Raw genomic sequence first — 26,783 nt, forward strand, 5'->3', positions numbered from 1 at the left:
ACGATCAGTTTATCAGCTATCCTTGTACTTGCTTACTTATGCTCCTACTTTGTTTGACTCATTAGATGAAGCTGATTCTGTCTTCTCTGATTGTGTCTCACTCGTTTGTTGCAATTGGTTGAGATGAATGTTGTTCACTTGAACAATAAAGTATTCTAATGCTTGACTTGCCTTTTGTTGCTGTTGGGCTTCGTCAGACACATCATAGCAACGATAAGGTGCAGTAACTCCCAATATAAATTTCTCTTGTTCAGCTTCTAACAATTCAACGGCTGTGTTAGCAGCAAGCGAATTCTTCTGAAAAGGAAAAGAGGTAACTATACTGGCAACTATAGAAGCAATAGCTGGGCATAGTACAGGGAGCCACTTAAGCCAAGCTTGTCCTGCTTCTAATTTGTCTACCAGAACTAAAATTGGTGTGACTCCTGATAAAATCACTGTCGCAATTTGCAAACTATAGTAAAGGTTCCTTGATACACCCCTAATTTTTTTATAATCGTCAATCAAGTCTTGGCTGTATTGTAAAGCTTTTCCTCTTGTCAGAGTCAGCGTATCTTTATTCCAGGAATTAGGATTGGTCAATAGATAACTATAGAGTTCAGCTTTTTTGGTGAGTTCAGACTGAAAAGCAGCCTTTTTATAGTTCTGAAATACTTGTCTATTGATGAGCAATAAAAAAAACACAAAAGTTAGAGATACTGCTCCAGAAATTACAACTGTTTTATCCTCTGATAAAAAAATAATAAATAGTCCAGAAGAGACAAAAGCTGCAAGTAATAAATACTCAATTACCTTCAAGTTAAACAACTTTTTCTCATCTGATGGAGAGGATAAAATTTCAACCCTATTGGAAATATTACTTTGGTTTCTTGGCTCAAGATTAGTTAATTCAGAAGTAGTAGTCATTGCATCTTACTCAATTCGTTATCGGGTGGAGTCTAGGAATATAATGAATCGCAACAAGTAGAATTGCTTTCAGAGGGTAAGTTAGGATAAGCTCGCCAGAGAGTAGCCATCAACTTTTGCTGAGACATCTTTTTATTACCACTCTCAAGGAATTTCTCCCTTTCCAAAACCTTCTAGCATCTGCTTTTAGCTCTCACTTTGCAATTGACTAGTTAGCTTAGAATGCTTACAAAAGCTAGAAATGTTTGTTTCGGTTGACGTAAAATCATTTTTGCCAAGCTGCACTAGTCAATCCTAACCATACATACATTTGATTGATAATGCAAGACTTGGTTGATAGTAATTTTACGTAGATGTAAAAAATATTTCGGACATAGGTAGCGTGCAGTCCCCAAAAAATATATGATTTTGACTTTACAATACTTGAATTGTTTTTTTAGGAATTTTAGACTCTATTCGGGGTGTTAAGCTGTCGCGCAGAGATTGGCGACAACTATTTCCAGAGGAAATTATGCAAGAGTTTTTGATTTATCAAGATATCCTTCAAAAAGGAAGACAGCAGAAAGCACTAGCCCTGATAAAATGCGAACAATTGCAGAAATTAACGAGAAAATCAGCCGCCAACGTGCGGTAGTGTTGACAACTGAAGAATTAAAAGCACGAGTTGTAGAAATCGGTGTTACTAAAGCTGCTAAAGAAGTTGATGTAATTACCACTGGCACATTTGAGCCGATGGAATCAAGTGGTGCAATTATCAATCTCGGACACACTGACCCGCCGATAAAAATTCGCCGATGCTGGTTAGATGGTGTACCAGCATACTCTGGTTTTGGGGCAGTAGATTTATATTTGGGTGCGAGTTCTGGTGTGGAGACGACGGACGGGGAAGAAGTTCGAGAACGTGGCGGCGGTCATGTAATCGAAGATTTGATCGCTGGTAAATCTATACACGTAAAAGCGCAGGGACAAGTAACAGATTGTTATCCCAGAGCAACTTTTGAAACTACAATTACCAGTGAAACGATTAATCAGTTTTATTTATTCAATCCGCGCAATCTTTATCAAAATTTTATTGTTGGTGTAAATGGTGGCGATCGCCCCCTCTTCACCTATCTGGGCCCTTTACAACCCCGTTTAGGGAATGCTGTTTACTCTAACCCTGGTGCTATTTCCCCCTTACTCAACGATCCCGATTTACAACTCGTTGGTATAGGGACTCGAATTTTTTTAGGCGGTGGTATTGGCTATGTCGCCTGGGAAGGCACTCAGCATTTCCCTTTACAAAAGCGTTTAGCTAATCGTACACCGATTGGGCCTTCCGCCACTTTAGCTTTAATTGGTGATGCCAAGCAAATGGATGCTCACTGGGTGCGGGGATGTTACTTCAAAAGCTATGGACCCTCATTGATGTTAGGTGTTGGTGTACCACTCCCTGTATTAAATGAACAAGTAGTTGAACACTGTGCCGTCCAAGATCAAGATTTAGTAGCCCCAATAGTGGATTTTTCCATTCCCCGGCGCGTCCGTCCCACCTTTGGTTTAGTGAGTTACGCCCAACTAAAATCTGGGCGGATCACCATTGAGGGCAAAGCTGTACGCTCTGCCCCCTTAGCGAGTTTATTTTTTTCTAGACAAGTCGCCCTAGAGTTGAAAAAGTGGATCGAAGCAGGTACGTTTACCCTGACAGAACCAGTTTCCCCAATTCCGATGGAGCGATCTTTTCTACCCCAAGATCGGCGGACGGATTTTTGAGAGGGATGAGAGGGATGAGGGGGATGTTGCTTCCATTACTCCCTCATCTCCCCCTGCTCCCCATTCCTAATCTTGAGTTGGTTTCGGTCGCTTGATGGGCTTAGGAGCGGGCGTTTTGGGTATAGGTTTTGATACTATAGAGGTGTCGCCGCCTGCGCCTGTTTTCTTGATAGGACGTGGGGTTTCGCCACTACTGCGTCTGGGGGGGAATGGTTTTCTACCACCAGTACCACCGCCACCGCCAGCACGAGGGCCACCTTTGAATGGTGGTTTGCGTTTTTTGGGCAAGTCAGCGATCGCCTCAGCTTTTTCTACTATCAAAACGTCAGCTTCTCGCTTGGCTTGAAAGTCCCAGAACTTTCCTACTGCTTTGGTGGTCAGCACACCCCTCAATTTCAACTTGAAATATTTGGGTTTCTCAGTTGGTTTGCGTGCAGCCTGCCTAATTTTGACTACTAAGCTCTTAGCGTCAAAAGACTGGTATACTACCTCACCACGAACAGAAAAACCACCATCTGCAACTTCTGATGAGGGAATTACGGGAATTGTACTTAGTTCAGAGTTTTCGGATAAGCCATCATCGGGTGTCTGTAATTGCAACTCTAAGTCTGAATCGTCTTCATCTGTTGAGTTTTTAGCCAGATTTTCTGGCTCCCAAACTCCGACGATTTGGATGTGCAACGTATCATTCTCTTGTCTTGTGCGTGGATATACTACCCACAAGTGTTCTTTTTCTAAGTCTAGGTGATTCTTGACTAAGCTCATAATCCGGCCTAGGAGGACGGCATTTAGTTCTACACCATCGGTAGTCAGCAGCGTACCTTGAGTAAATTGTTCGCTACTAGCATGATAGCGACCCCTAACTAACCCGATCGCTCGATATTGCATCGGCTCACTAGGAGGCGGAATCGGTTGCTGTCGATTGATTAAGTTCCCATTTGAGTCAGTTTCAATGGGGTTAACAGGCGAATTTTCAACTTCTTTAGAGGACTTGGCTGCTATGCGAACATTAGCAGCTGCCCCTGTGTTAGTTGGTCCCTGGTTAGAGGCAGAAGAATTGGAGGATTCGGGCAACGGCATCAGGTCGGAATTCATAAAAACTCCTTGCGGCACAGACACATCCCATTGTGGGATTTTACAAAGGCAGCTGGAAAGAGCATTTGTGCGACGGATGAAAGTATATTTGCTTTTCACAAAGTCACACTAGGGTACTCTATAACAATACTAAAGGCGCTAAATTGAGTGTATAAACACTAAATGTGTAATTTAGCGCCTTTACACTAGTTTCGGAAGCATATCATAGCTGCAATTCTGACGGCTCCTCCTAAAGTCATCACTTACTTTAGCAGTGTAAATAGTTAATTGTTATAAAATTCACAGGCAATTGGCGGTATTCCGCAAAGTTTTGGAAATTTTTAACTTTACGATTTGTGTAAATGATAATGTCATTAAAATTTAGGAGAAAGACAAAACTGTGTCTCAACCGCGCAATCGTTGGATAGTTCAAGTCGTCTTGGTGCTAGCAATTCTTGCTTTTGTGGGTGTTTCGGTGATTCCCATAATTGGAGCATTTAATAATACGCCACCCTCAAACCAGAATACCGCTAGCACCAGAGGCACTTTGACATCTGCTGACCAAAAATCAAAACTGGAAGACGAAGTACGGGGTTATGAACTGGTTTTGCAAAGGGAACCAGAAAATCAGACTGCGCTTAAGGGCTTATTACAGGCGCGGCTACAATTACTGAGTCAAAAAGAAAAAAGTCAGGTAAAACCAGCTGATATCCAAGTCGTCATTGAACCTTTAGAAAAGCTAGCGAAGCTGAATCCCGAACAGTCAGAATATTCAGTGCTACTAGCTCAAGCCAAACAGCAAATTGGCGATCGCGAAGGAGCCGCTCAAGCTTATCGCTCGATTTTGGAGACGAAACCAGGCGATTTGAAGGCTTTACAAGGAATGGTGGCTCTGTTAATCAGTCAGCAACGCCCGGAAGCAGCCATTGGTTTGCTGCAAGAAACCCTCTCTAAGGCAGCCCAAGCAAATACAATTCAGCCTGGAAGTGTAGATACAGTAGCCGTGCAGGTACTGTTAGGTTCTGTTCATGCTTCCCAGAAACGGTACGATCAAGCTAGCTCTGCATATGACCAAGCAATTAAAAAAGATCCCAAGGATTTTCGCCCCGTTGTGGCCAAAGCTATGCTATTGAAACAACAGGGCAAAGACGCAGATGCAAAACTTTTGTTTGATAGCGCCGCAGCTTTAGCACCTGCTCAGTACAAAGATGAAATTAAGAACGCAGCAACGGTTTCGCCCATCCCTAATCGTGCTGCATCTCCCGCGCCTTCACCGGAAAGTACTCCGAAGTAATGGGGAGTGGGGAGTGGGGAGTGGGACATGGCTCAATAATCAGAAGTTATTATTCTGCCTCCCCTGCCTCCCCTGCCTCCCCTGCCTCCCCTGCCTCCCCTGCCTCCCCTGCCTCCCCTGCCTCCCCTACTTCATCCCCTCACGCTCCCTCAATGGCAGCAACGACACCAAAGACTAAAAATAGGCATCCGCCAATCAGGGTGAGTTGGCGCTCAGAAATTCGTCCGGCAATCATTTTGCCGCCGATAACTGCGATCGCAGCACATAAGGCATGTCCTAAAATTGCCCCTATTGTGACTCCAATGGGATTATTACCTGCGGCTAGGGCAATTGTGGCTATTTGGGTGCGATCGCCCCACTCTGCCATAAATGTCAACACAAAGGCTTCTATGATAATTGCCAAGGAAGTCTTTTGCTTTGGTAACTGCAAATCTGCTTTTTTCACCGCAGCTTCGGCCTCTTCTACAACTTCTGTATCACAAGCAGCAGGAGACATCTTACTAGCGTCATATAACAGCTTGAGACCAAAGGCAATAAACAAAGCTATTTCGGCGTAATGAATATAACTTTTTGGTAAAAAAGATATCGCTTGTCCAAATAGCACCGAAAGGGTTGTCATCGCAGCTAAAGCGGCTGTCACACCGATAAATACCAGCCGCCGTGGGTGGTGCATTGCCAAAATTACAGCAATAAAAAATGTTTTATCGCCTAGTTCTGAAACTGTAATTAGTAATAAAGCTGCGGTAAAAGCTGTTAACACTCTCTCAAGCTCCTGAAGAATCGTTTACCGATGTGAAGCTTGATGAGAACCAAAAGACCTCACCAAGTTTACACTTTTCGGTGTGAACTTAGTGAAGGTCTCGCTTTCAAATATTGATTACTTGCCATCTGAACCAGGGCTTTATCGCCCAGTATGTTGATTCAGATGTACTGGCTTTTATGTTTTTTGCCAGCAGCTACTCCCCTTCTCTGAAGATAGATTATACATTTGTTATAGGTATAAGTCAAGAGTAGGGAATGGAGAGTATGTCCTAAATTGACAAAAGTATAGCCAAACGATAACCGCTCCCATGCCCCCGTTGAAGTAAGAAGTAAAGTCTAGACTTGTCTAGGTTTTATATAGCAGGTATAACTGTACAGAGAATGAAGCGACACATACAGCCCAATTCAGTGCTTACTGAGGTAAAAATTCATCATCTGTAACTTCTGGTAGCTGATATGGACACACCAGAGGAAAGGATTCCACTAACAAACCAGTTTCAGCTTTTGCTTGCTTAACTGCTTGTGCATAACACTCCGCAAAGACGCTCTCAAGATAGGATTTGAGACTAGGCGAATCAACTAGAGCTTCTTTGACACGTCTACGATGTTCAATAATGCTTCCTTCCCAGCTACCACTTATCTTTTCAGGCTGAAATTGCCATTTGAGCAAATGCACCAGAATTACAATCAGATTACTCTTCAGACTCCGACGCTCACTCCTTCCCATGTCGGCAATTTCTTCGATGAGGTTTCCCCAGTCTACATTCGCGTAGTCATCACTTTGCAATTTTTCCACAGTGGTTTCTATCCATTGCAAGTAATCCGTGTCATATAGTGTTTGGGAATGCGCCTTTAGGGAAGACATGGCAGTTTCCATCGGAAATGGTTAGATAATTTCTCGCATATCTTTATGATTAACATCGGTGCGTTAACAAAGTGTAACGCACCTTACGGATTCTAAGAATTGGGAGGTATTAATTTTGTCAGAGGTGTAGTCTCGCGTTCTAGTATGTAAATTTTGCGATGTTCTGTTGACTCATCAGCATTGAGTGGAACGGTGAACAATAGATGAGCATAGTTTGTCTCTTCCTCTGCTTTCGTGAAAGGAACAGCATGACAAATGACTGGAAACCTATCTTTGCTATGCAGAATTAAAGGTTCCGCTAATATAGCAATAATTCGAGTTCCTCCAAAAATATAGCTACGCTCTTGAGCAACTTTTAACTCAGAGAGAGTCCACCAATTGAAAACCATATCACCGTCACTTTTATCAGCAAGTTTCCATTTTTGCCGATAGCTTTTCGGGGTTAAAGTTAACAAACCTTTACCTTCTTCAAGCCTCCTTCTTCTTGCTAAGTTCACTAAAGATGATTCAAATGCAGTGCCAATAGCGACTCTAAAATTTGAGAATTCGTCATTCAAATCATTGTAGGTTAGGAGTCTAAACATATCTCCAATCCCTTTGACTGGATCTGTAATTACGTTGGCTACTAAGATTTGTTTGCCGTTAACAAGTTCTTCAAAGTCAAACGAATCATCAATACCAGATGGCTTAGGTGGTTTGCCAAAACCTTTTCCACCAGAGCGTTTTTCCTTTGCCATCACTCACCTCACTTTTTTACATCATTTATTAAGTAAAAATGAAATTATTGCATTTTTTCCCATTATGCTAGTCCAACCAACTTTGCGCTTAGTTCCCACATGCGATCGCCTTTTTCATCATCGCGGGCTTGAGGAGAAACCTTTTGAACAAAGGACTTGCCGTCTTTCTTCTGGCGATTTCCCCAACTCCAATAAGCACCAGATTGATTGTACTCAGGATCGGCAACTACCTCAGCAACCCTTTCTCCCGCCAACTCTTGAGACACATATCCCCCAGTGATGTACTTCTGGAATAATGGGAAGATTTTCTGAAACAGGGGATAGTGGTTTCTAAATAGCGGCGTTTCTGCAACACATCCCGGATAGAGAGAACTAAAGGCGATACCGGTTGACTCGTGATAGCGCCGATGCAGTTCCCGCATAGTCAGCACGTTGCAAACTTTGCTGTCCTTGTAAGCTTTGACTGGTTCAAACTTCTTGCCATCAATCATCGAGATTGGCTCTTTAAATCCTTCTGCAAAGCCTTGCAAATCGCCCAAGTCAGGACGCGGCGGAATCTTCCCACCCAGTTCATCTGGATTGTGGGTGACAGTTCCCAAAATTACGAGCCTTGGATCTGAAGATGACTTCTTCAAATCCTCTAGCATCAGGTTGCACAAAAGGAAATGTCCGAGGTGATTTGTAGCAACACTTAACTCAAATCCTTCTGGGCTTCGCAGTGGCTCTTTTATTAAGGGCATATAAATTGCAGCATTGCACACCAAAGCATCTAGGGAGTGGCCGCTTGCTCTGAAGTTCTTCACAAATTGTCGAACACTATCCATTGAGCCAAGGTCGATATGCATGATAGTGTAGCTGCCCTGGTGGGCGATTCCCACAGATTGGGCTGCAAGTTGAGCCTTCGCTATATCCCGACAAGCCATCACTACATACCATCCCCTTTCAGCGAGAGCCTTGGCAGCGTACAAACCCACCCCCGAAGATGCACCTGTGATTATAACCGTTGGCTTGTGATGTTGTTCCATTGTGTTCAGCTTCCATTGACTATCTCTAGGATCTCACACCAGTGAGTCATCATTGTCACCAGCTTTTTCAATACTGGATTAGCCTGAACTAAGCCGCACTCTAAATAATAACTACTGTTGACTGCTTGCTCTCGTATTTAGAGAATTTAAAAGTAATTGATTTTTCATTGAAAATATGTGACAAAAAAGCTAGAAACAAATGCATCTAATTGCAATTCGGTTTACTACAAATACTTTCTTACACATACTGAATACGATAAAGGCAAATGGAAAAATGACTTTTACTTTTGACGAAACTGCTTATCGCAATCTGCTAGCTGAAGTTGCTCCCAAGGTGATTGAGACGGAAGAGGAGTATGAACGGATGTTAACAGTGGTAGAGCGTCTAACCTTTGCGAAAAATCGCACTCCAGAGCAGCGAGTTCTACATAAATTGCTGGTGAAGCTGATTGAAGTATATGAAGCCCAGAACTACCCGATAGATTTATCTGTGCCTCATGAAATACTTCAACACATTATGGAAGCAAGTGGAACCCGTCAAGCTGACTTGGTAGGCGTTATTGGATCGAGTGGTGTGGTGTCTGAAGTTGTTAATGGTAAGCGTTCGATTAGTAAGGCACAAGCCAAAATGCTTGGTGATTACTTCAAGGTTTCACCTAGCCTATTTATATAAGCCTCAATTTAAAATATAGGCGATCGCTTTTCACTCAGTTCGATTTCCCATGTTGATCAATTATGACTGCAATCTCATCCTTCAAAGCAGCTTGAATATAAAGCGTTTTCAACTTCTGGTCGTAGCGGAAAACCTAGATGGACTGATACAGATTAGAAAGTAACTGGCATTTTAAATATATTTATGTTACATCTAAATATAAAAAGAGTAAATACATAAGGATATATGATGCCGGTTATCAGAATACCTGATCCCATTTACAAAAGGCTCCAAGCCCTGGCTGTCCCTTTCGAGGATACACCTATCACTGTTATTGAGAAGTTGTTGAATGAATATGAAGCACGTTACCAACTTCAGCAAGTTTCGGAAACCGAAAATTATAAAGTTCTTGAACCTGATACTCTAATCAATTTGCACCATACCAGAGTGCTGCGAGCCGTCATTGATGGTCAGGAAATTCATCAACCGAACTGGAACAAAATCGTTGATGCAGCGCACGAACTTGCGATTCGGCAAGGACTTTCTGTAGAGGATCTCATCAAACTAACCCTTGCTCACGTTGTTAAGGGTGAAAAGATTAACACTGGTTTTCACTACTTGCCAGAGGTAAACATTTCAATACAAGGTGTAGATTCAAATCTTGCTTGGCGTAACACTTTGCACTTAATGAAGAATTTGAAAATGCCAATCGAAATATACTTCGAGTGGCGTGACAAAGAGGGAGCAGCATATCCCGGCGAGAAGGGGAAGTTCATTTGGAACGCTAAATAGGATGTGAGAATCACAACTATGAGAGCATCGCTGGATGGGTTTATATTATTAAATATGTTACAGATGTATTTATAAAGAGAAAATTCATGGACGAGCTACAACCAAGAGTAGAACAGCTACAATCCTTATATATACTTTGCCATCAACTTACAAATGTGATGTTTCAGCCAATTCACATCGTGCGATTAGATGAACGATCGCTCAATATATTTATATTAGCTGGGCAAAATGAAGGAATAGAGCTAGAAATTACGCCAGATGGTAGTATAGAACCATGAATGTATTATAGAACTATGAATAAGGTAAACTATGCAGCAATGAGCGACCAAGAGCTAAAGAGTTACTTTCTCACCCACAAGGATGATAAGGAAGCCTTTTATGCTTACATGGATAGACGAAAATCTCGTCATCGTGATCCTGCAATAAAATTAAATGATCCGGCTTGGGAAGAAAAGATAATAGCTGTGATTCAGAAACAATTAAGTTCTAATTGATAACTTAATCATTTCATATTCTTAATCGAGGTGGACAAAATTTTTGTAGTCCCCTCGATTTTCCATATAAATTTACCTTTAACTAATACTTCCGCTCTTTTGGCTCAAACATGGTAATTGCCACCGGTCGATATTGAATATCAATTCCTGCTGGTGAATAGTAAGCCATTGTGTGTTTGAGGAAGTTAGCATCATCTCGCTGGGAATAATCTTCGCGGAAGTGTGCGCCACGACTTTCTTGACGATTCAGGGCTGATGCCAAAATAGTCTGCCCTACTACCATCAAACTTCGCAATTCCAAGGCTTCTACGAGTTCCGTATTCCAGCAACTACCTTTGTCATCTAAATAAATTTGCGGATATTGCTGTTGTATTTCTTCTAATTTGTGTAACCCTTGACTCATTAATGCCTCAGTGCGGAAAACACCGCAGTAATCAGTCATACAATCCTGGAAAGCTTGACGGACTTGGTTAATCCGATACTGTCCTGGTTGTTCTAGCAAAGCTTGAATTTCTTGCTGGGCTTGTGTTACATAGCGTTGCTCATCTACAGAGGGCAACTTACGTTTTTGGACAAATTGCGCGATCGCAGCCCCAGTTCTCTTGCCATAAACGACACATTCCAGCAGAGAATTACTCCCTAAGCGATTAGCACCATGTACGGAAACACAAGATGTTTCACCCGCCGCAAAGAAAGCATCAACTAAACCATCACCACTACTGCGGACTTGCCCATCAATGTTAACTGGGATACCACCCATACAATAGTGAATTGTCGGACGGACTGGCATAGGTTGAGTTACCGCATCAACACCTACCAAACGGTGGGCTTCTTCCCAACAGAAGGGGACGCGACTCATAATTTTTTCTTTGCCCAGATGGCGTAGATCCAGATAGACAAAGGGGCCGCCAGCACTTCCATCGAGATGAACACCACGACCGGCGCGAATTTCGTAAGCGATCGCTCGTGAGGTAATATCACGAGGAGCCAATTCCATACGACTGGGTGCATAGTTCGCCATAAAGCGATCGCCTTCACTATTTATCAGATACGCCCCTTCACCCCGTACTGCTTCTGAAATCAGCACCCCTACCGGATATAAGCCAGTGGGATGAAATTGGACAAATTCCATATCTTCTAGGGGTAAACCTGCGATCGCAGTCATTGCTAAACCATCACCCGAAGAAGCGTAATCATTAGAGGTGGTATTATAAACGCGACCATAGCCCCCTGTGGCAAACATCACCGCCTTAGCCCGTAGCACTTCTATACGTCCATCCAAAAGATGAAACATTACCACACCCTTGGCCTCATTTTCTTCCAAAATCAGACGCATCACATACCATTCTTCATAAACTTGCACCCCATAACGCCGCAAGTTATTAACCAATTCGTGCAAAATCGCGTGACCGGTTTTGTCAGCAGCGTAGCAAGTGCGGTTGTGAGAATGTCCGCCAAAAGCCCGTTGAGCAATGCGCCCATCGGGTAAGCGAGAGAACAAAACCCCTAGATGTTCCAAGTCAATTACCACATCTGGCGCTTCTTGGGCGAGAATTGCCACAGCATCTTGGTCTGCCAAATAATCAGAACCCTTGACAGTATCAAAAGCATGTGCTTCCCAACTATCTTCTGAATCAACATTTTTCAGCGATGCAGCCATACCACCTTGAGCCGCTACTGAGTGCGATCGAATTGGATGGGTTTTAGCAACCACAGCAATATTTAAACTAGGGTCAGTGCGGGCAATTTCTACAGCAGCCCGACATCCCGCCAATCCACCCCCGACAATAATCACATCGTGTTCTAGCATAATTAGCCCCTGATTGCAAACCACTGCTGTTCTATTGTAGAGAGGTGATTAATCAGGTAGTGCGATCGCATCTCTACAAAAAAATCCCTGCCTATAGACAGGGATTTTATTACCAATTTTGAAATTAGGAGTGAAAAGTTAAAAAAGAAGAGTTAGGTCTTCATTATAACTTCAAACTCCAAACTCCAAACTCCAAACTCCAAACTCCAAACTCCAAACTCCAAACTCCAAACTCCAAACTCCAAACTCTTCAGCTAGTAGCTTGTACAGGTTGTTGCTGAGACACATTACCTGGCATGGGTTCCATTTTGGTTTCAGGCCCTACAGGAGTGAGTTCAATATGATTTAACAAGGTAGTCACAAACGCAAACAACAAGAAAGGTAGCGATAGCAAAACGACAAGACCAGCTGTTGCTAAAGCGTACACAGGACGCTTGGCACCCATAAGCGCCAAGGCTGATGCCAAACTTAGGGTAATTGTAATCAACCAAACAATTATTTGACCGTAGATGTCACCGAAAGTCAGGGTACAGACAAACCGATACTTTTGAATATTATTTCCGCTCATCACATTTGCCTCAAGTCTCTCCTAATAGGTTCTACGTTAGAACTATGTTTGCCTTGTAGAGAATTTCTAAATATTTTTGCAAGCTTCGTAATATAAGTTCACAATCAGCTTTTTTTGTTACAAAGCGCAATTTATAGTACAGCATGACAAAAATACACTAACGATACGCTACGGGAAGCCCTTCTTTTGTAATTGTAGCTACCTGTAATTCTCTCCTTCTCTTGTACTATGAAATAATTTAACTGTTAGCTTCCTCACCCACCTGAAACTAAAGTTCTTTGGCTTTTAGCTAAAGTCTACTGAAGTAGAATTTAGATTTTTGGGTATATCTTAGTCATCAAGAGATAACTTTTACTATTAGCAAGGAACTGAAGTTGTTTGCGCTATAGGACTTTTTCGTTAACTTGACACGTATGTACTGGGTTGCGGGAGTTTCTGGCGTTGTACTTTTTTGGAGAACCCGCTCTTTAGTAAGTGGCGTTGTGTTATGCCGTAGCTTAACGCACCATCCCAATAATGTATCGTACCAGATTGAAGCCAATGTGCTTAACAGTTAGCAGAAAAACTAAGGAGCTAGGTGTTGATATCGGCTAAATTTTTTGTTAAAAGTTTTCGCAATCCTAATGACCTCCTTAATAAATAGACTCTTTGCCTAAAGCCAAAATAATTTTTGTCATCTGCCAAATTCCAGATATTTAGGATATGGTATTTAATTTTTTGATAGGAAATATTAACTAGATAAATCCAGCAAATTCAGAATGGAAAAACCAATTTTTTGGTGTTAAATTTTGAGTATTGCCGGAATTTGTTGACTTTAATCAACAAAACCCTTTGTTTTTCGTGGCAATATTGTTTTAGGAGTGAACGTGAATACTATTTTTTTTCGTAAAGGTGTTTTTTGGTTGCCAAGTATAGCTGCTCTTACAGTTCTGAGTAGCGGCTTATCTGCAAGCGCCCAAACAGTTGACAAGGTGAGCAGTCAAAAATTAACCGACCCTTCCGCAACCGTAGCGTCTCCCAACGAGTTTAGTACACAACTAAACACTGTAAGTCAAAATCTCTCTACAGAAACAACTGAAAAATTTACAGCAACAAATTTAGCTAAGGTACAGCAGCCCCCAAACGCTACGATACAGGAAAACGCCAGTGTGCCTACACCCATTCCAGGCACAGTGACAACCTCATCAGCAACGCTTACCTCTGAGTTTGTGCAACCGACTTCTCAAACGACTTCTCAAACGACTTCTCAAACGACTTCTCAACCATCTGCTCCCAAAGTAGCGCAATCGGATATTGATTTAGGTAGAACTACTCGTGGCGGCAGCAGCTATATTGGCGTTGCAGCTAACATTGGTTTGAGTGGTGGTAACACGTCTTTGGGCGATGGTAACTTCGCGGTAGTCAGCAAAATCGGACTGACAAATTCTATATCGGTGCGACCCTCAGCCGTATTTGGGAACAACACCACAGTTCTAGTTCCGCTCACCTATGATTTTACCTTTAAGCCAGCAGATGCTTTTAGCGAACCGTTAGCGATCGCACCTTACGTTGGAGTGGGTGCAGCTTACAAAACTGGTAATGATTCGCAATTAGCCTTTTTGGTAACTGGTGGCATTGATGTGCCTCTAACTCCTCAATTTACAGCAACGGCTGCTGTGAATGCCGGATTTTTCGATCAAACTGATGTAGGTTTCTTGTTAGGAGTTGGTTACAACTTTACTGGCCTTTAAAAGTTAAGAGTTAGGGAGTTAGAAGTTATGAGTTATAGTATTTAACTCCTAACTCCTAACTCCTAACTTTTTACTTAGGCGTAACTTTATCAATTACCTTGATTTTGCCATCGTCTCCTACTGTCCAAACATCGTAAACACCGACGACATCACCGTTAGCATCAACATCTACGTTGCCACTGGCTCCTTGATAGTTAATCTTTTTACCATCTTTAAGTAACTTCAATCCCTCGCAGACATCGGTAACTTCCGTGCCAGGCCCATCAGCCACTTCACGGATTTTGCTAGCTATACCAACACCTGTATTTTGTTTAGCAGCTTGTGCCGCCAACGTCAATAAGGCAGCCGCATCCCAAGCTTGAGGAGCGTATTCCCCTGGCGCACCACCTTTTTTATCCTTCCATAGCTTGTTAAAAGCTTCTAGTGCTTTACCATTGGAACCGGGTACTGTACCGATCGCTCCAGTTAAAATAAATTTATCACCATCTTTGCCAACTTGTTCAGGAAAAGTAGGTGATTTTACCCCATCTGTAAGTAAGATTTGCACTCCCTTTGTCACACCTTGCTGATAGGCGGCTTTCAGGAACAGACTCCCAGTTTCCGCATACAGTACTGCTAGGACTGCATCTGGTTTACCAGCAAAAGCAGCAGCCGCTTCTGTATCAAATGTTTGGGCTTTCGGGTCGTAGCGGACAGGTTTATCTTTATTAACGATGGTTCCACCCAATTTTTCAAAAGTTTGCACAAATGCTTTTTCCAAGCCAACGCCATAGTCGTTATTAATCACAACTGTAGAAACTCGCTTGAAACCTTTTTTTCTAGCAAGTTGGGCTAAAGCTAGTGCTTGGTAGGTATCGGGGGGAGCAGTACGCGCCCAAAAGCCTTTATAATCGCCTTTTTGAGCTTTTTCAGTAAAGACAGGACTAGTACTACCAGGGGAAACCAGCATAACTTTATTCGGCGTGGCAATGGAGACTGCTGCACTAGAAACGCTACTGGCAAAGGAACCAACTACACCTGCTACTTTATCTAAAGTTGCTAGTTTGGTCATCCCGGCTGCACCCGCTCTGGGGTCGGTTTGATCGTCTACTTGCACCAAGGTAACTGGTTCGCCATTCACCCCACCGCAAGCGTTGACGGTATCAACGAGTAAAGGGACTGAACCTAGCATCTGCTGTCCGACAGAAGCCAAGTCACCTGTTGTTGGTAGCAAGGAACCAATTTTTAGCCCTTGAGCAGTGCTTGTAGTAGTTGAGTTTGCTGCTGGGGTAGCGGTACTTCCGTTATTAGCTGTGCCATTGGGGGTACTATTATCACCACAAGCCCCAACTAGGAACCCAATTGCTAGGGTAGCTATACTGAAGGTTAAGGCGGCGCTAATTTTTCTCATAAGTAATTTTACTCCTCAGATATTTAGGAGCCTAAAAGTAAGATGCAAACTACATTTCTAAGTTAGCTGGATCTTATCAGGACTCCAAAGGATAAATCATATCATCCATCTTTAGGAGTAAAAATATTTACCACTAGATTAATATTATTGTTTTACACAGAATATACTCTGTGTATTAAAGGCTGGAAAACGGAGAGGGAGGGATTCGAACCCTCGGTACGGAGTTGCCTGCCGTACAACAGATTAGCAATCTGCCGCTTTCGACCACTCAGCCACCTCTCCATGACTCACGAATATTAATGTTACCAGACTTGTTCTTAAGAGTCAATAGTCTTTTGTCATTAGTCATTAGTCATTGGTCATTTACAAAACATTAAGGACTAATGACTAATTTTTTAAAGGACTTGCGATCGCATCCAAGCTAGGGGCAAAGTGCGTAACTTTTTCCACTGGGGAACGAAAGCCCGTTGACTGAACACATCATAATTGTTGCGTTCAATCACCTCCAAAATCTGTCCGTATAACATTGATGCTGCCCACACAGGCCAACGGGCATCGGATGCTAAATAAGTAATTCCCCGATCGGATGTGCTATAGAATTGGCGGGCCCGGTCAATTTGAAAACGCATCAGCGATCGCCACCGGTCATCTACCACCCCTTTGAAAAAGTCTTGCTCGGTGTAGTTGAATTTTGCCAAGTCCTCAAGGGGGATGTAGATTCGCCCCCGTTTGGCATCTTCTCCCACATCCCGCAGGATGTTGGTAAGTTGATTGGCAATTCCCAGAGCGATCGCTTCTTCTGTAGGAAGATATGGTTGTTTGTTCTGATGCCACGGAGCGGTGTATATGGTGTTATCTACACCCATAACTGCTGTTGACATTAAGCCGACAGTGCCAGCAACGCGGTAACAGTAGAGGTATAAATCCTCAAAGGTTTCATAACGACTGCGATATAAATCCATGCGCTGACCGGCAATCATATCCCGAAAGGGCTGAATGTCCATCGGAAAGCGTTGGAGGGTATCAGCTAAAGCGACATCGTAATTTTCTAATGGGCATCCCGCAAAGATTGATTCCAGCTGCTGTTCCCATAGGTCTAGGGTTTCTGGCGTGGTAATAGCAGATGCTGGGCCATCTACCAATTCATCTGTACGGCGACACCAAGCGTAAATTGACCAAATAGATTGACGTTTTACCGGACTCATCAGCAAAGTACCCAGGTAAAAAGTCTTGGCATACTTTGCTGTGAGATGTCGGCAAAGTTTGTATGACTCGTCTACAGAGACCAGCGTTTTCATGCGCGGGGGGGAATCAGGCAGTTGCAGCATTCGTTGCGGGCGGTCGGGTGAGCGTTTGCAGGTTTGAGGAATTTGCTACCGGGAGAGCCTCAGAAATGGCCTGCGCTGTCAGCTTACCAGAAAGTACGGCACCTTCCATACTGCCTAAGTAGCGTTGCATGGTATAACTTCCGGCGAGATAGAAGTTAGGAATGGGCGTAACTTGTGCAGGACGGTACTGTTGACGACCAGGGGTCGCTTTGTAAACTGAACGCGGCGTTTTCACCACATGAGATTTTAGCAATGTTGCTGGATTGTCTCCCCCAAAGTGGTCGGGGAAAAGTTTTTCCAATTCAGCAAGCGTTGCGGCCACAATCTCCTCATCGGATTTGGCAATCCAATCTTTTGCCGGAGCTAGAACTAATTCCAGCATTGAGCGATTGGGGTTGGCGTATTCACGGCAGGTGTTGCTCATATCAGCATAAACGCTTAGGAGGGGCGATCGCGAAAAAAGTAAGTGATCAATTTCTGTAAGTTTCCGGTCAAACCACAGATGCAGGTTAATCACTGGTACTCCTTCTAAACCTTCTAGCTTTTGAAAAAATTCCATTAGCTTCCAAGATTTAGGCAACATCACTTTCAAAGGGTCAACTGATATGGCAGATACATACACATCAGCCGTCAACACTTCATCCTCTGCCCCATTTAACCCTCGAATCAAGTAGCCCTTCACTGTACCATCGGCGTTGAGCAAAATTTCTTTCAAGGGCGCATTCAAGCGGACTTCTCCACCGCGTTCTGTAATGTAATCTACGATTGGGCTGCATAGACGTTCTGTGGGAGAACCGTCCAAAAATGCAATTTTTGAACCATATCGTTCTTGCAGAAAGCGATTCAGTGCAGTTAACAGAATCGTGGCCGAAACTTCGTCAGGATTGATAAAGGTGAGGGCTTTACATGCGGCAATAAAAACGTCACTTGTTACCCGCTCGTCTACACCTTGCCTTTTCAACCATTCTAAGAAGCTGTATTTATCCATGTCTTCGACATACTTCTGACCGCGAACTACTGCGGGAAGTAGGCCAATTGCAAACCGAATTTTCTGCTCCCAAGTCAACATGTCTTTGTTACGAAGAATCGACGCAATGACGTTGAAAGGAGATGGAATATCTGGAACATCAAAACGTGAGAGTGTCCCCGGCTTGTCTGGTTGATTGAAAATCAGTGTATGCTCTTTCCACTGGAGTCTGTCTTCAATGCCCAACTCCTTGAGCAATTGCAGCATATTCGGATATGCCCCAAAAAAGGCGTGTAACCCGGTTTCGTACCAGTCGCCGTCAGAGTCTTTCCACGCCGCAACCAGACCACCCAGTACGTCCCGGCTTTCCAAGACAATGGGAGTATGACCTGCGTCCGTGAGATATTTCGCGCAGGAAAGTCCTGCTAAACCAGCACCCGCGATCGCTACTCGCATTTAACCCTAATGCCCTTCAATATTTCTTAATGGTTTTGTCGATTCTCATTATACGTTGCAATCTGTTACATTTGGCGGTTATTCTGCGATCGCTTCCCCAAAAAATTTTTCAGTAAGGTAATTTTACCTCTCTACTCCTAGCCATGTAAATTCCCAATACCATTGTTGGCAATAGAGTTTGGGTGAGCATTTCATCTAAATTTAGATGCCGGAAATTTCGGCAAATAAAAGTCATTCCTTTGACCGAAAATAGATAATCTCGAAAGTAGTTGATTTCTTTGAGAATCCGTGTATGTAATCTGAGAAAATATCTAGGGTACTGCTTTTAGACTGCTATTTAAGAACTCAATTAGGTAAAAAATTATGAGTGGAACGCAGGAGATCAGACGCTTTGGACATCACCTGATTTTAGGTATTTCCAGCACTACATTAAGCGATGACGATAAACGCGCACTCAGTGAGTTAAAGCCAATTGGGGTGATATTTTTCGGTAAAAATTTTTTGGATGGTACGCCGTATCAAGTTTGGTTGGAAAGTTTCAAAGATTTGAACAGCCAGATCCGACAATATACTGAACGGGATTCAATGTTTATGACTTTGGATCATGAAGGAGGTCGTGTAATTCGCACCCCAACGCCAATGACGCGATTTCCTCATGCATTGTTGCTGCGATCGCACGCTCATCAAGTAGCAAAAGCCACAGCTATAGAATTAAAATCATTGGGCATCAATTTATCTTGGGCACCCGTAGCCGATATTTTTTCCCATCCTCATAACCCGGTGATTGGCTCTCGTGCCTTTGGTAACACTTCCGAAATCGCCGCAAAATATGCCTGTGACTACTACCTTGGACTTCGAGAATCAGGAATTTTGGGATGCGCCAAACACTTCCCTGGACATGGAGACACGAGCAAAGATTCTCACATTGAGCTACCAATACTTAATTTAACTTTAGAAGACCTGCAACATCGAGAACTTAGACCTTTCAGAGCTTTAATTGAAGTACAGATTCCTTTAATTATGACTGCCCATATTTTATTCCCCAGGATAGATGCCGATGTGCCAGCAACCCTTTCTGAGGCTATCCTCAAAACCATACTTAGAAAGGAACTTGGCTTTGAGGGAGTAGTTGTATCTGACGACTTGGATATGAAAGCGATTTCAGATATGTTTATGAAAGCTGGGACTGTAGCCCAGTCAATTCATGCAGGCTGCGACCTATTTATTGTCTCGCGCAATATCAATTCTTCATCACTTGAAAGAACTTATCACATTGCTGAAGATTTTGCTGATTGCCTCAAAAAGGGCAGTTTAGACGAATCAGTGGTGGAAGCAGCCAGAGAAAGAATTGATAAATTACTGGCGATAACCCCGCAATATCCCGTAGAAATTTTGGATAAAGATATACTATTACAACATGCTGAACTGGCGATCGCTAGTTCCTATTAATCAGCTAACGTGCCTTCAAATTACACATTACCGATCGTCAAAAGACTTGCTAGGATTGCATTTGTTAATTTTTAATTTTTAACTTTTAATTTTTAATTGCTTAGTGGGTGGTATAGGGGTCGAACCTATTTCTGCGGGTTAAAAGCCCGCTGCACAGCCGGTATGCCAACCACCCTAGTTAATTTGAATAAAAAATGAGTCAGTGCGATAGATATTTTTTACATTGCAAGCCTCGCAACACCAACACCAGTAGTCTGTCAAGAAATAATTGACGAATAAATTTTCTGTAGAGACGACGATTTATCGCGTCTCTCCAACCGTCAATCAAAATGGGTTTGACAGACCACTAGATATAAATCCACCAGGGAGGTACTGCCCCTCCTATTTCTGTGTTATCAGCACAGCGCCTCACTTTTCGGCTTCAGGTGGAAAAGAGGAAGATGGAGGAATCGAACCCCTACAGTTGCCTGTACTCCAAGGTTCAAGCTTGGTTGCTGTCCATTCAGCAGCATCTTCCATTAACAATTCATAATTTGTAATTGCGTTATGTATTAACTTTCAAACGTTTATACAAATTGTGCATTCCAACCCAATTTTTAATTACGAATTACGAACTACGAATTAGTAATTATATTGAGGGGTGTCTGACCGGACTTGAACCCGCTATGACTGGTTCCACAAACCAGCGCCTCGACCACTTTGGCTTCAGACACCATCAGTGGAATCAATGGGAATTGAACCCATAACCTCCTGCTTGCAAGGCAGGCGCTCTAGCCATTTGAGCTATGACCCCATAACAATTGAAAATTAAAAATTAAACACATTTTCAAGCGGGAGTGGTAGGACTTGAACCCACGCACTGAGTATGGCGCACTCAGATGCTACCGATTACATCACACTCGCAACTTTCAGAGCAGACGGCGAGATTTGAACTCGCACGAAGACGGTGGAAGCGCCTTATGCTGCCGTTACACCCGCATTAGTCAAGCTGGTAACAGGAATTGAACCTGCAACCTACTGATTACAAATCAGTTGCTCTGCCAATTGAGCTACACCAGCCTAAATTTTGGTGACGGGGGCAGGAATTGAACCTGCTGATGTTCAGGTTATGAGCCTGACGAGCCGCCATTGCTCTATCCCCGCATATTCACCAATGCCCCTGACTGGATTTGAACCAGCAACCTCTTCGTTCTAAGCGAAGCGCCTCTTCCGTTGGGCTACAAGGGCAAAATCTGAGTGGCAGGGATTGAACCTGCGACCTGGAGTTCCCAAAACTCCCGCGCTCCCAACTGTGCTACACCCAGATATTTGACTTTCTTAATTACGACGAATTAAGAATTGGTACTCCTGGTGGGAGTCGAACCCACAACCAAACAGATTTTAAATCTGTCACCTCTTCCAATTGGGCTACAGGAGCAAGTTTTGGTACTCTTGGTGGGAATCGAACCCACAACATACCGTTTTTGAGACGGCAGCCTCTTCCATTGGGCTACAAGAGCAAAGTTTGGCAGCCCCACCAGGGGTCGAACCTGGAATCTTCGCCTTCAAAGGGCGTTATGTTGCCAATTACACTACAGGGCTTTATTGCCAGGGCAGGGTTTGAACCTACAACCTCATCGTTCAGAGCGATGCGACTTACCAATTCGTCCACCCGGCATTAAATAATTCGTAATTCGTAGTTCGTAATTCGTAATTATGTTTTCTAAGGGTGACTTAAACCCCGATACAAAACAAGCCGTTTATAAAAACACAGGTATCAACCCCTTATTTAATTACGAATTACGAATTAGTAATTACGAATTATGACGCTGCCTCAGTAGGACTCGAACCTACAACCGCGCGGTTAACAGCCGCTTGCTCTACCATTGAGCTATGAGGCAACGAAGCCCCCCAGGTCGGAATCGAACCGACGACCTCTTGTTCTTCAAACAGGCGCTACTACCAACTGAGCTACCGGGGGATAAAGAGAAGAAATGATGTAACGAGAGCGGAGGGATTTGAACCCTCAAATCTTCAGTTTCGTAGACTGAGATGTTATCCAGTTACACCACACTCTCAAAGCGGAGAGGACAGGATTTGAACCTGCGACGGTTATTAACTAACCGTTTCCTCTTAGCAGGAGGACGCTTTTAGCCACTCAGCCACCTCTCCGTAGTGGGTCGAGCAGGATTTGAACCTGGGCGCAAAAAAGAACAGTTTTACCGGAATTAATGGGTCTAATGCCCCGCACTTTTGGGCGGTTTTGATTAATTATATTGTGGTAGACTCATACTCAGCAGGACAGGGTATTCAACCTGGATAAAAACCCAGTCGCCAAACGGCAACGCACCTTGAAAACTAGAGTTAGAGGGTTCTGTAGAGAAATGCTTTTACAGATAAAAACTCTAAGCATCAAGTACAGAGAAACCAAATTTTCTAGGTTTTAAACTGTAGGGTAGGGCATATCCAAACAGGCTTCTGCAATGGAGTAAAAAGCTTGATGAGAGAACCATCTCTGGTACAAAACAGGCAACTGAAATTGTATTAAGTGGACTCGTTGAACCAAGAATCCTCGCGCATTTATGCCGAGGAGTGTCAAAGACTGTTGCCTTCAGCCAGACTCGGCCACCGACCCATAAATCATTCCCTCGACGAGAATTGAACTCGTATCTGTGTTTTGAAAGAACACTGACTTAACCATTCGTCCACGAAGGCATAATTTGCAGAATTTTGGATTTTTTAATCTAAAATCTAAAATTGTTTGACACAGGGACGCTTGTTTTGAACCTAAAACATCGGATTTGGAGTCACGAGGTGTTGCCGTTACACTATCCCTGCATTTGGTGGCAGTGGCGGGACTTGAACCCGCATATACCAGGTTATGAGCCAGGGGCTTTACCATTAAGCTACACTGCGATCGCACCAAAGGTCAGAGTGAGATTTGAACTCACGATATCGGTTTTGCAGACCAACGCCTTCAACCACTTGGCTACCTGACCACTTGGGAGTCCCAACGAGATTCGCACTCGCAATCTTCAGCTTGAGGAGGCAAGCGCGTTGCGGAGGGAACCTCCGTTGTAGCGACTGCCGTAGACTGACGGCTTAAACTATTCGCCTACAGGACTACAACCAGGGTGACGGGACTTGAACCCGCAACATTTCCGCAGACAACGGAACGCTCTAGCCAGTTGAGCTACACCCCGATTTTTGGAATCTGTACCTAAATTTTTAGGTTTTTAGGCACAGAATTTTGTTGAACTTGCCCATTTTTTATTCAATTTTCAAGGTTCAGAAAGTTTACTTTTTCCTGTGGGAAAGTGTTAAAAAAACAACCGAAACTCTAGGTAATAAACCCGTTGCATATTACGGATGTATTCTGTGGTTTTGCTGAGTGCAAATTTAAAACTTTTTTGGTTAATTGCCTCTACTTCAAATGGTTTACAAGCAGAAGCGCCTTTTTTCACTGGAGGCTCTGGTTGATTCCAGCACCTCTGTTTGAGTTGTATAGAAAACATGATTTTGACCCTTGAGAAGCTTTGTCTTTCCCATCACTACAAATATACTACAAAATACTACAAAAGGTGTCAAGGGCTTTGAGAAAGTTTTTTTTAAATTGTCTAAAAAAGCTTCTGCACTTAGATTTAAACTGATTTGAACTTGCTCACACCTCTTAAAAGTCAAACTACAGCTTATGATTAGGTGAATCTTTAAAAGCCTGACGTGACAAACAACTACCTCAAGCGACAACAGATAATTAGTTTTGTAGCGATCGCCTCTACAATTACAGCTTGTAGTATTACCTCACAATTGGGGTTGAACCAACCAATAAGCAAAATCCATCCTGCACAAGTTCAAGATCCAGCAAAAGGCCAAATTAATGCCCAACTACCGCCAGCCAAAGTAGAAAACCATACATTTACAGTCCCAGCTAAATTTCAGGGAAAAACAGTTTATAAGGTGCAATCTGGCAACAACGAGAAGGTTATTGCTCTAAGCATTGATGATGGCCCCTGGCCGAAGACAACCCTAGAAATGCTGGATATCCTGAAGCAAAATGATGTTAAAGCAACATTCTTTTGGGTAGGACAAGCTTTGCAAGCAAATCCTGACCTAGCCAAGCGTGAGGTAGCTGAGGGACACGCCATTGGCAACCATACTTGGCATCATTGGTATCGACGAATGGATGAACCCACAGCCAAGAGTGAAATTGATCGCACAACTGATTTGATATACAAAACTACAGGAGTGAAAACTGCTCTGTTTCGTCCTCCTGGAGGCTTTTTAAACAACGGACTAGCCACTTATGCTAAAAGCCAAAAAGATGCTGTCATTATGTGGTCGCTAACTTCAGCCGATACCGATCCTCACGCCAAACCGCAAGCATTTGTCAATAATGTATTGAAAGGTGCCAAACCAGGTTCTATTGTTTTGATGCATGACGGTGGTGGCGATCGCTACAGAACTGTAGAAGCCTTGCCAAAAATCATCAGTGGACTCAAACAGCAAGGCTATCGATTTGTGACAATTCCCGAATTGCTCAAAATGGCGCAGTGAGAAATTATCCTCACGGAATTTGAGATTTTGGATTTTGGAACAATCCAAAATCCAAATTTGTTTATTCACTCATCACAGATGCACAAGCTTGAGCTTCTTGCCAAAGTTTGTGCAAAAAGAACTCAGCGCGATCGCTCATAGTGGTGAAAAATACACCTACAGCATCCTTAGAACTATCTAATAGCCAAGAACCCCGCAGGGTGACTTCCATATATTCGGCATCGCAGGCACAGAGGGCAATAATTTCTCTGTCATCCCTTTTTACCTCAGCCTTCAGCACTTCTACTCCTGGCAAATCAACAGGAAGCAAAAAGGAAGCGGTACTGGGTTCAATGCATAAACTTTGCCCAATTCGCAGGGCTAAAATCACTCGCTGCGCTACCCATTCTTCTAGCGACAGAGTGAGACATTCCAAATAAAAACTGCTTTCAGTGTAAGTTAATTTCAGCATTCCTTATGCTCTCCTGTTATTCCAGGCTTCCTTGCATATCTATCCAAAACTGTTCGGCAAAAGAAATCGCGGGGTGGATTGGTGCTTTTAGCTTGATACCCAGTTGCATACCAGCCTCAAACAGGGTGCGATGACCTTTACGGGAGTTACATTTCTCACAAGCTGTGACTACGTTATCCCAAGTGTGAGAACCGCCTCTTGATCGCGGTATCACATGATCTAGCGTTAGATGCTTACCGCTACCGCAATATTGGCAAGTGTGATGATCTCGCCGCAACACTTCCTTTCGATTCACTGGTGGAACTTTCCACATTCGTTCATTAGAAGTGACTGTTAAGCGAATGTGTTTTGGTACATCAACTACCAAGTTTGGTGAATGAACTCGCCATCCGCCTTCTGTGGTAAAACCTAGCGGTTGAGCTTTGTCTGTTAGTAACAGCACGATCGCCCGTTTGATATTGATTTGACACAGTGGCAAGTAATTTTGAGAAAACACCACCACAGATTGCTCTAACACTTGCATTGCGTTCGCGCCGCGCATTGAAGATATCGTCACAGCCTAACTCCTTATAAAAAAACCCCCGCTTCAAGTTTTTGGTGAAGCGGGGGTTAGAATTGACCGGAAAGTTTTCTAGTCTCATATCGGTACAGTATTCCTTTGTCTGTACCCCCCCGTTTCTTCATCTAGTTCTGGTTTTGCATTCAGCCCACTAATGCCCAGATGTCTAAAATCATAATTACCCTCTGTGATTTGCCCATAATTTCGGCTACCATCGCCCATAAATAAATACTCCACTTCCATAGCAGCCGATTCCCAACCGGTTCGGCAATTGGTAGCGCAAAAAATTGAAGTAGAGATGGGGTAAATGGATTTCACAGAAAATTTCACCTATTGAATATCGCTTTAAACATACTACACTTGTATTACTATCTTGTCTATACCTTTAAGGAGAAATAGTGATGCATACGATCGCTCGCACCCCAACCACCGATATGGAAGTTACCAGCATCCGCCTAGAGCGGGAACTGAAAGATAAGCTCAAAGAAATAGCAGGTAATCAGGGATATCAAGCTTTAATCCGAGATATCCTTTGGAATTATGTCCAGCAAAAATCAGGTGAATGGAGGCCTCGATTTTCCCGAACCGACATTCGAGCTAGCATCGCGGCTACAGCTCAACAAGAAGAACGCTGTGTACTCACAGGTCAATTAATTCAACCCCAGGAACCGATGTTGTTAGGACTGACGAGGAATGGCGATATGGTTCCTCTGAGTGTTGAAAGTTTGGCTGGATAGTCAAAATATTCAGGCAATGCAGCTCAATTATTTAGCAAAAATAACTGAGCTGCATTCAGAATTTAGCTTTATTTTACAAAATTTTTAAAATATATCTAGTGTTTTTACGTAAAATTCTGGGGTATTTTGTTAAAATTCTAGAGAAATTACGGTTTATGTATACTTACAGACAGAGTATCCTAAGTCAAAGTTAGTTAATTATTTCAATAGAAAGAAGATAGAGCAGCCACAAATAATCACGCTGGGACATTTTAGAATATCCTAAGTATCTCACTACCTATGTAGCAATTTGCTTAATATAGCGGGAACTAGGCCATCTCTTATATAAAAGGGCTATAACAGGTGAGAGAAAGTATTCATACAATATTTGTCAATTATCAAGCTGGAGCAACACAACTAACGGTGAAGAATATGCCAAGAGGTTGGGTGCAAAAAGAATGGGGTTACTATCC

25 protein-coding genes and 23 tRNA genes are annotated in these 26,783 nt (G+C 43.1%); 10 read left to right on the forward strand and 38 right to left on the reverse strand.

The window, feature by feature from the left end; translation table 11 throughout:
- Positions 1–36 precede the first annotated feature (36 nt).
- Entirely contained in the window at positions 37–906 is an 870-nt protein-coding gene (locus V7K32_RS05105; RefSeq protein WP_334990926.1) for a DUF4231 domain-containing protein, read from the reverse strand.
- Between the two features lie 582 nt (positions 907–1,488).
- Between V7K32_RS05105 and V7K32_RS05110 the strand changes: the two genes are divergently transcribed.
- A complete protein-coding gene (locus tag V7K32_RS05110) occupies positions 1,489–2,658 on the forward strand; it encodes a homocysteine biosynthesis protein (RefSeq protein WP_334990928.1) in 1,170 nt (389 codons plus the stop codon).
- A 66-nt stretch (positions 2,659–2,724) separates the two neighbouring features.
- On the opposite strand, the gene V7K32_RS05115 is transcribed toward V7K32_RS05110, so the two are convergent.
- Positions 2,725–3,753, reverse strand: a complete 1,029-nt coding sequence (locus V7K32_RS05115; protein WP_334990930.1) for a hypothetical protein — start codon at positions 3,751–3,753, stop codon at positions 2,725–2,727.
- A 379-nt stretch (positions 3,754–4,132) separates the two neighbouring features.
- On the opposite strand from V7K32_RS05115, the gene V7K32_RS05120 reads away from it, so the two are divergent.
- The gene (locus V7K32_RS05120) at positions 4,133–5,026 is read left to right on the forward strand and encodes a tetratricopeptide repeat protein (protein WP_334990932.1); all 894 of its coding nucleotides are present in this window, start codon (positions 4,133–4,135) and stop codon (positions 5,024–5,026) included.
- A 139-nt stretch (positions 5,027–5,165) separates the two neighbouring features.
- Here V7K32_RS05120 and V7K32_RS05125 read toward each other — a convergent pair whose 3' ends face one another.
- From V7K32_RS05125 to V7K32_RS05140, 4 genes are all read right to left on the reverse strand, one after another.
- Positions 5,166–5,786, reverse strand: a complete 621-nt coding sequence (locus V7K32_RS05125) for a TMEM165/GDT1 family protein (protein ID WP_334990933.1) — start codon at positions 5,784–5,786, stop codon at positions 5,166–5,168.
- A gap of 414 nt (positions 5,787–6,200) precedes the next feature.
- Entirely contained in the window at positions 6,201–6,653 is a 453-nt protein-coding gene (locus V7K32_RS05130; protein WP_334990934.1) for a DUF29 domain-containing protein, read from the reverse strand.
- A gap of 92 nt (positions 6,654–6,745) precedes the next feature.
- Positions 6,746–7,390, reverse strand: coding sequence for a hypothetical protein (locus tag V7K32_RS05135; protein WP_334990936.1), 645 nt, complete (start codon positions 7,388–7,390; stop codon positions 6,746–6,748).
- A 62-nt stretch (positions 7,391–7,452) separates the two neighbouring features.
- Positions 7,453–8,415 carry a protochlorophyllide reductase gene (locus tag V7K32_RS05140; protein ID WP_334990938.1) on the reverse strand — a complete coding sequence of 321 codons (963 nt, stop codon included), beginning with the start codon at positions 8,413–8,415 and terminating at the stop codon, positions 7,453–7,455.
- Positions 8,416–8,689: 274 nt separating this feature from the next.
- Between V7K32_RS05140 and V7K32_RS05145 the strand changes: the two genes are divergently transcribed.
- From V7K32_RS05145 to V7K32_RS05160, 4 genes are all read left to right on the forward strand, one after another.
- Entirely contained in the window at positions 8,690–9,088 is a 399-nt protein-coding gene (locus V7K32_RS05145) for a helix-turn-helix domain-containing protein (protein ID WP_334990940.1), read from the forward strand.
- Between the two features lie 225 nt (positions 9,089–9,313).
- Entirely contained in the window at positions 9,314–9,859 is a 546-nt protein-coding gene (locus V7K32_RS05150; RefSeq protein WP_334990942.1) for a T4SS efffector SepA family protein, read from the forward strand.
- 86 nt (positions 9,860–9,945) lie between these two features.
- Positions 9,946–10,137 (forward strand): DUF6888 family protein, encoded by a 192-nt coding sequence (locus V7K32_RS05155; RefSeq protein ID WP_334990944.1) that lies wholly within the window; start codon positions 9,946–9,948, stop codon positions 10,135–10,137.
- A gap of 15 nt (positions 10,138–10,152) precedes the next feature.
- The gene (locus tag V7K32_RS05160; protein WP_334945600.1) at positions 10,153–10,353 is read left to right on the forward strand and encodes a DUF6887 family protein; all 201 of its coding nucleotides are present in this window, start codon (positions 10,153–10,155) and stop codon (positions 10,351–10,353) included.
- A gap of 82 nt (positions 10,354–10,435) precedes the next feature.
- On the opposite strand, the gene V7K32_RS05165 is transcribed toward V7K32_RS05160, so the two are convergent.
- A complete protein-coding gene (locus V7K32_RS05165) occupies positions 10,436–12,163 on the reverse strand; it encodes a succinate dehydrogenase/fumarate reductase flavoprotein subunit (RefSeq protein WP_334990948.1) in 1,728 nt (575 codons plus the stop codon).
- Positions 12,164–12,413: 250 nt separating this feature from the next.
- A complete protein-coding gene (locus V7K32_RS05170) occupies positions 12,414–12,731 on the reverse strand; it encodes a hypothetical protein (protein ID WP_334990950.1) in 318 nt (105 codons plus the stop codon).
- A gap of 866 nt (positions 12,732–13,597) precedes the next feature.
- On the opposite strand from V7K32_RS05170, the gene V7K32_RS05175 reads away from it, so the two are divergent.
- Positions 13,598–14,461, forward strand: coding sequence for a hypothetical protein (locus V7K32_RS05175; RefSeq protein WP_334990952.1), 864 nt, complete (start codon positions 13,598–13,600; stop codon positions 14,459–14,461).
- Positions 14,462–14,531: 70 nt separating this feature from the next.
- Here V7K32_RS05175 and V7K32_RS05180 read toward each other — a convergent pair whose 3' ends face one another.
- From V7K32_RS05180 to pds, 4 genes are all read right to left on the reverse strand, one after another.
- On the reverse strand, positions 14,532–15,851 hold the full coding sequence (locus V7K32_RS05180) for an ABC transporter substrate-binding protein (protein WP_334990954.1): 1,320 nt from the start codon (positions 15,849–15,851) through the stop codon (positions 14,532–14,534).
- Between the two features lie 190 nt (positions 15,852–16,041).
- Positions 16,042–16,133: transfer RNA gene (locus V7K32_RS05185), tRNA-Ser, on the reverse strand.
- Between the two features lie 113 nt (positions 16,134–16,246).
- On the reverse strand, positions 16,247–17,179 hold the full coding sequence (gene crtB / locus V7K32_RS05190) for a 15-cis-phytoene synthase CrtB (protein WP_334990956.1): 933 nt from the start codon (positions 17,177–17,179) through the stop codon (positions 16,247–16,249).
- Positions 17,163–18,602, reverse strand: coding sequence for a 15-cis-phytoene desaturase (pds, locus tag V7K32_RS05195; RefSeq protein ID WP_334990958.1), 1,440 nt, complete (start codon positions 18,600–18,602; stop codon positions 17,163–17,165). Before pds ends, crtB begins: the two co-directional genes overlap by 17 nt.
- Before the next feature lie 363 nt (positions 18,603–18,965).
- On the opposite strand from pds, the gene nagZ reads away from it, so the two are divergent.
- Positions 18,966–20,051, forward strand: coding sequence for a beta-N-acetylhexosaminidase (nagZ, locus tag V7K32_RS05200; RefSeq protein ID WP_334990960.1), 1,086 nt, complete (start codon positions 18,966–18,968; stop codon positions 20,049–20,051).
- A 104-nt stretch (positions 20,052–20,155) separates the two neighbouring features.
- Here the strand turns inward: nagZ and V7K32_RS05205 are convergent.
- The 23 genes from V7K32_RS05205 to V7K32_RS05315 form a co-directional block, all read right to left on the reverse strand.
- Positions 20,156–20,226, reverse strand: a tRNA-Lys gene (locus tag V7K32_RS05205).
- A 259-nt stretch (positions 20,227–20,485) separates the two neighbouring features.
- Positions 20,486–20,568: transfer RNA gene (locus V7K32_RS05210), tRNA-Ser, on the reverse strand.
- A gap of 122 nt (positions 20,569–20,690) precedes the next feature.
- A tRNA-His gene (locus V7K32_RS05215) sits at positions 20,691–20,764 on the reverse strand.
- Between the two features lie 6 nt (positions 20,765–20,770).
- Positions 20,771–20,844: transfer RNA gene (locus V7K32_RS05220), tRNA-Ala, on the reverse strand.
- Between the two features lie 119 nt (positions 20,845–20,963).
- Positions 20,964–21,029, reverse strand: a tRNA-Gly gene (locus V7K32_RS05225).
- A gap of 8 nt (positions 21,030–21,037) precedes the next feature.
- Positions 21,038–21,110, reverse strand: a tRNA-Thr gene (locus V7K32_RS05230).
- Positions 21,111–21,118: 8 nt separating this feature from the next.
- Positions 21,119–21,195, reverse strand: a tRNA-Met gene (locus tag V7K32_RS05235).
- 10 nt (positions 21,196–21,205) lie between these two features.
- Positions 21,206–21,278 (reverse strand) — tRNA-Leu (locus tag V7K32_RS05240).
- Positions 21,279–21,282: 4 nt separating this feature from the next.
- Positions 21,283–21,355 (reverse strand) — tRNA-Pro (locus V7K32_RS05245).
- 35 nt (positions 21,356–21,390) lie between these two features.
- Positions 21,391–21,468, reverse strand: a tRNA-Leu gene (locus V7K32_RS05250).
- Positions 21,469–21,474: 6 nt separating this feature from the next.
- Positions 21,475–21,550, reverse strand: a tRNA-Leu gene (locus V7K32_RS05255).
- Positions 21,551–21,556: 6 nt separating this feature from the next.
- A tRNA-Gln gene (locus V7K32_RS05260) sits at positions 21,557–21,632 on the reverse strand.
- Positions 21,633–21,635: 3 nt separating this feature from the next.
- Positions 21,636–21,708: transfer RNA gene (locus tag V7K32_RS05265), tRNA-Gln, on the reverse strand.
- Between the two features lie 151 nt (positions 21,709–21,859).
- Positions 21,860–21,931, reverse strand: a tRNA-Asn gene (locus tag V7K32_RS05270).
- 6 nt (positions 21,932–21,937) lie between these two features.
- Positions 21,938–22,011: transfer RNA gene (locus V7K32_RS05275), tRNA-Phe, on the reverse strand.
- Between the two features lie 22 nt (positions 22,012–22,033).
- A tRNA-Arg gene (locus V7K32_RS05280) sits at positions 22,034–22,108 on the reverse strand.
- 4 nt (positions 22,109–22,112) lie between these two features.
- A tRNA-Ser gene (locus V7K32_RS05285) sits at positions 22,113–22,202 on the reverse strand.
- Between the two features lie 471 nt (positions 22,203–22,673).
- A tRNA-Glu gene (locus V7K32_RS05290) sits at positions 22,674–22,746 on the reverse strand.
- 125 nt (positions 22,747–22,871) lie between these two features.
- Positions 22,872–22,946, reverse strand: a tRNA-Ile gene (locus V7K32_RS05295).
- A gap of 10 nt (positions 22,947–22,956) precedes the next feature.
- A tRNA-Cys gene (locus V7K32_RS05300) sits at positions 22,957–23,029 on the reverse strand.
- Positions 23,030–23,032: 3 nt separating this feature from the next.
- Positions 23,033–23,155 (reverse strand) — tRNA-OTHER (locus V7K32_RS05305).
- A 4-nt stretch (positions 23,156–23,159) separates the two neighbouring features.
- A tRNA-Asp gene (locus V7K32_RS05310) sits at positions 23,160–23,233 on the reverse strand.
- Between the two features lie 117 nt (positions 23,234–23,350).
- Positions 23,351–23,545 (reverse strand): hypothetical protein, encoded by a 195-nt coding sequence (locus V7K32_RS05315; RefSeq protein ID WP_334990962.1) that lies wholly within the window; start codon positions 23,543–23,545, stop codon positions 23,351–23,353.
- Between the two features lie 205 nt (positions 23,546–23,750).
- On the opposite strand from V7K32_RS05315, the gene V7K32_RS05320 reads away from it, so the two are divergent.
- Positions 23,751–24,584 (forward strand): polysaccharide deacetylase family protein, encoded by an 834-nt coding sequence (locus V7K32_RS05320; RefSeq protein WP_334990964.1) that lies wholly within the window; start codon positions 23,751–23,753, stop codon positions 24,582–24,584.
- A gap of 61 nt (positions 24,585–24,645) precedes the next feature.
- On the opposite strand, the gene V7K32_RS05325 is transcribed toward V7K32_RS05320, so the two are convergent.
- The 3 genes from V7K32_RS05325 to V7K32_RS05335 all read right to left on the reverse strand — a co-directional run bounded on the left by V7K32_RS05325 (position 24,646) and on the right by V7K32_RS05335 (position 25,924).
- Entirely contained in the window at positions 24,646–25,035 is a 390-nt protein-coding gene (locus tag V7K32_RS05325; protein ID WP_334990965.1) for an alr0857 family protein, read from the reverse strand.
- Between the two features lie 16 nt (positions 25,036–25,051).
- A complete protein-coding gene (locus V7K32_RS05330; RefSeq protein WP_334991191.1) occupies positions 25,052–25,558 on the reverse strand; it encodes an HNH endonuclease in 507 nt (168 codons plus the stop codon).
- Positions 25,559–25,672: 114 nt separating this feature from the next.
- Complete coding sequence (locus tag V7K32_RS05335; RefSeq protein ID WP_334990967.1) at positions 25,673–25,924, reverse strand: hypothetical protein; 252 nt, start codon at positions 25,922–25,924, stop codon at positions 25,673–25,675.
- A 71-nt stretch (positions 25,925–25,995) separates the two neighbouring features.
- Between V7K32_RS05335 and V7K32_RS05340 the strand changes: the two genes are divergently transcribed.
- Positions 25,996–26,331 carry a hypothetical protein gene (locus V7K32_RS05340; RefSeq protein ID WP_334990969.1) on the forward strand — a complete coding sequence of 112 codons (336 nt, stop codon included), beginning with the start codon at positions 25,996–25,998 and terminating at the stop codon, positions 26,329–26,331.
- Positions 26,332–26,783 lie beyond the last annotated feature (452 nt).

The sequence above is a fragment of the Nostoc sp. genome (assembly GCF_036917635.1).
Taxonomy (GTDB): Bacteria; Cyanobacteriota; Cyanobacteriia; order Cyanobacteriales; family Nostocaceae; genus Nostoc.